Source organism: Sandarakinorhabdus cyanobacteriorum, from assembly GCF_002251755.1.
GTDB classification, from domain to species: Bacteria; Pseudomonadota; Alphaproteobacteria; order Sphingomonadales; family Sphingomonadaceae; genus Sandarakinorhabdus; species Sandarakinorhabdus cyanobacteriorum.
Window position 1 is genome coordinate 1 of record NZ_NOXT01000023.1, and the last position, 1967, is coordinate 1967.

Sequence of the window (1967 nt, forward strand, 5' to 3'; positions counted from 1 at the left end):
TACCCTCATAACCTACACCACCTGCCGGGACGCGACCCGCGCAACGTGCGATTGAGCGTGGCGAGATCCGGTTCCACATGCGCCTTGAAGGCGACCAGCGGGTTCTCGCCAGCTGTCACGGCCTTGAGATAGGCATCAAGCTTGCCGCGCGCCTGCGGCGCCCGGAACAGATAACGTCCTATGTTGGGAGGCGTTGGCGCGATTTAGCAGCAGGTCTCTATGTGCCGACGGTAGCCGGCACGGGATATAATCTGAGCCAGATGGCTTCCACCGTCAACGGGATCGCTCTCTGCCATAGCAAACACAGGATCCAGCGGCGCGGAAAGCGCTGTGGTCCTCACCGTCCTTAAAACGAGATACGTAACCCAGGTGGAAGGCCCGAACATTATCTACAGGGTCGCTGTCGCGCCCTCACGGCACTTGCAGAGAGGGGGCCTTCCACCTGGCAGCCGGCCGCTCGAGGAACGGCCGGTACTCTGTCCCCGTCTTGACGACGGCGTGAGCCACGCGCGCCATCTTGGCGGTGAGCGCCGTCATCGCCTTGCGGCGACGATCGGCATCGTCCGCGTGCCCGGCGGTGTATCGTCCGAGCTTGTCGCGGAAGCTGTTGTCGCGCTGACGCGCGGCGACCTGTGCGGCCATCCAGAAAGTACGGCGAAGACGCGCATTGCCGTACTTGGACAGCTTTGTGCGACCACGGAATGTGCCGGACTGGCAGGTGGCGAGATCGAGGCCGCAGAACTTGAGGAACTGGCGATGATGGCTGAAGCGGCGAAGGTCGCCTGCTTCAGCGAGGATGGTCAAGGCGTTGATCGGACCGATGCCAGGAACCATGCGCAGGAGCTGGTAGTCGCGATGCTCAGCAAGCATGGCGTGGGCGATCGCTTCGATCTGATCGCGCTGGTGGATCAGGCTGCGCGCCTCTGCAATGACCATGCGGAACATCGTGATCGCGGCCGAGTCCAACGGCACGGGCAAGGCGATCGACGCGGTTGCAGTGGCGTAGATGTCATTGATCAGGCGCGCCTTTGACACCTTGCGACCGACCAGTGTCCACGCCTCGGCCGAGAAGCCATCGGGTCCCAGGACGGTGATGCTCGCAGGGGTAGGAAAGCGCTCGAGCAGTGCGAGGAACCAGTCCGACCGGCTGTTGCCGGCGAAGCGGGCGATCTCGGGAAAGTAGAGCGGCAGGTAATGCGTCAGGAGGCGATGCCAGGTCTGCGTCTTGGCCTTCGAGATCGCCTCGTGCGTCTTCGACAGCTCCTGCAGATCGTTGATGCCGGCGGCAAGCGGATCGACGTAGCGCTGGGTGGCACCGATCCGCAGCATGTGCAGGATCACCTGCGCGTCCTTGGGATCGTTCTTGTCCCAGCCATTGTGCAGCGCCTCGCGTGTCCGGGCCAGCGCCACCGACGAGATCAGGCGCAGTTCGAAGCCCGCGCTGAGCAGTCGATGTGCGAGTGTGCGGTGGTAATTACCGGTCGCCTCGAAGCCAACGACGATCGGGCGTCCGATCGCCACGAGCTGTTCGGCGAGGCCATCATAATCAGCCTTGGTTGCCATCACCGTCAGGCGGCGGCGTCGACCGCCTTCGGGTCGCTCGATCAGCACCTCTTGCCGGTGCTTGGACATATCAATCGCTACCAGCACGGCGCCGGCAGGCGTAGAATGCATCCTGGTCATTATCGTCAGCCTCCAAAGTGTTGCCTCAGCAACTTCACTTTAGAGACCTGCAGGCCGATCTTGACTGCCTTGATGGGGCCGGCGGGCGCTTCGCGCCCGCCGGCCCCATCAAGGCAAATCGGCTGCCAACTTGCCCGCTTCCCAATGTTCTATGGGTCAGAAGCCAGCTCTGTGCATAGAACAGGGCGGATTCGTCCCGGTTCATCGGGCGATTGTTGCGGTCAATCACCCGGTCCCAGTTCAGCTAGCCCGCCTTATTCATGAGCCTTCCTGTCAGGGCGTTG

At 62.8% G+C, this 1967-nt stretch carries 1 pseudogene; it reads right to left on the reverse strand.

The features are described 5' to 3' along the window. Positions 1–389 precede the first annotated feature (389 nt). Positions 390–1683 (reverse strand): annotated as a pseudogene (locus CHU93_RS00410) (IS110 family RNA-guided transposase). Between the last annotated feature and the right edge of the window lie 284 nt (positions 1684–1967).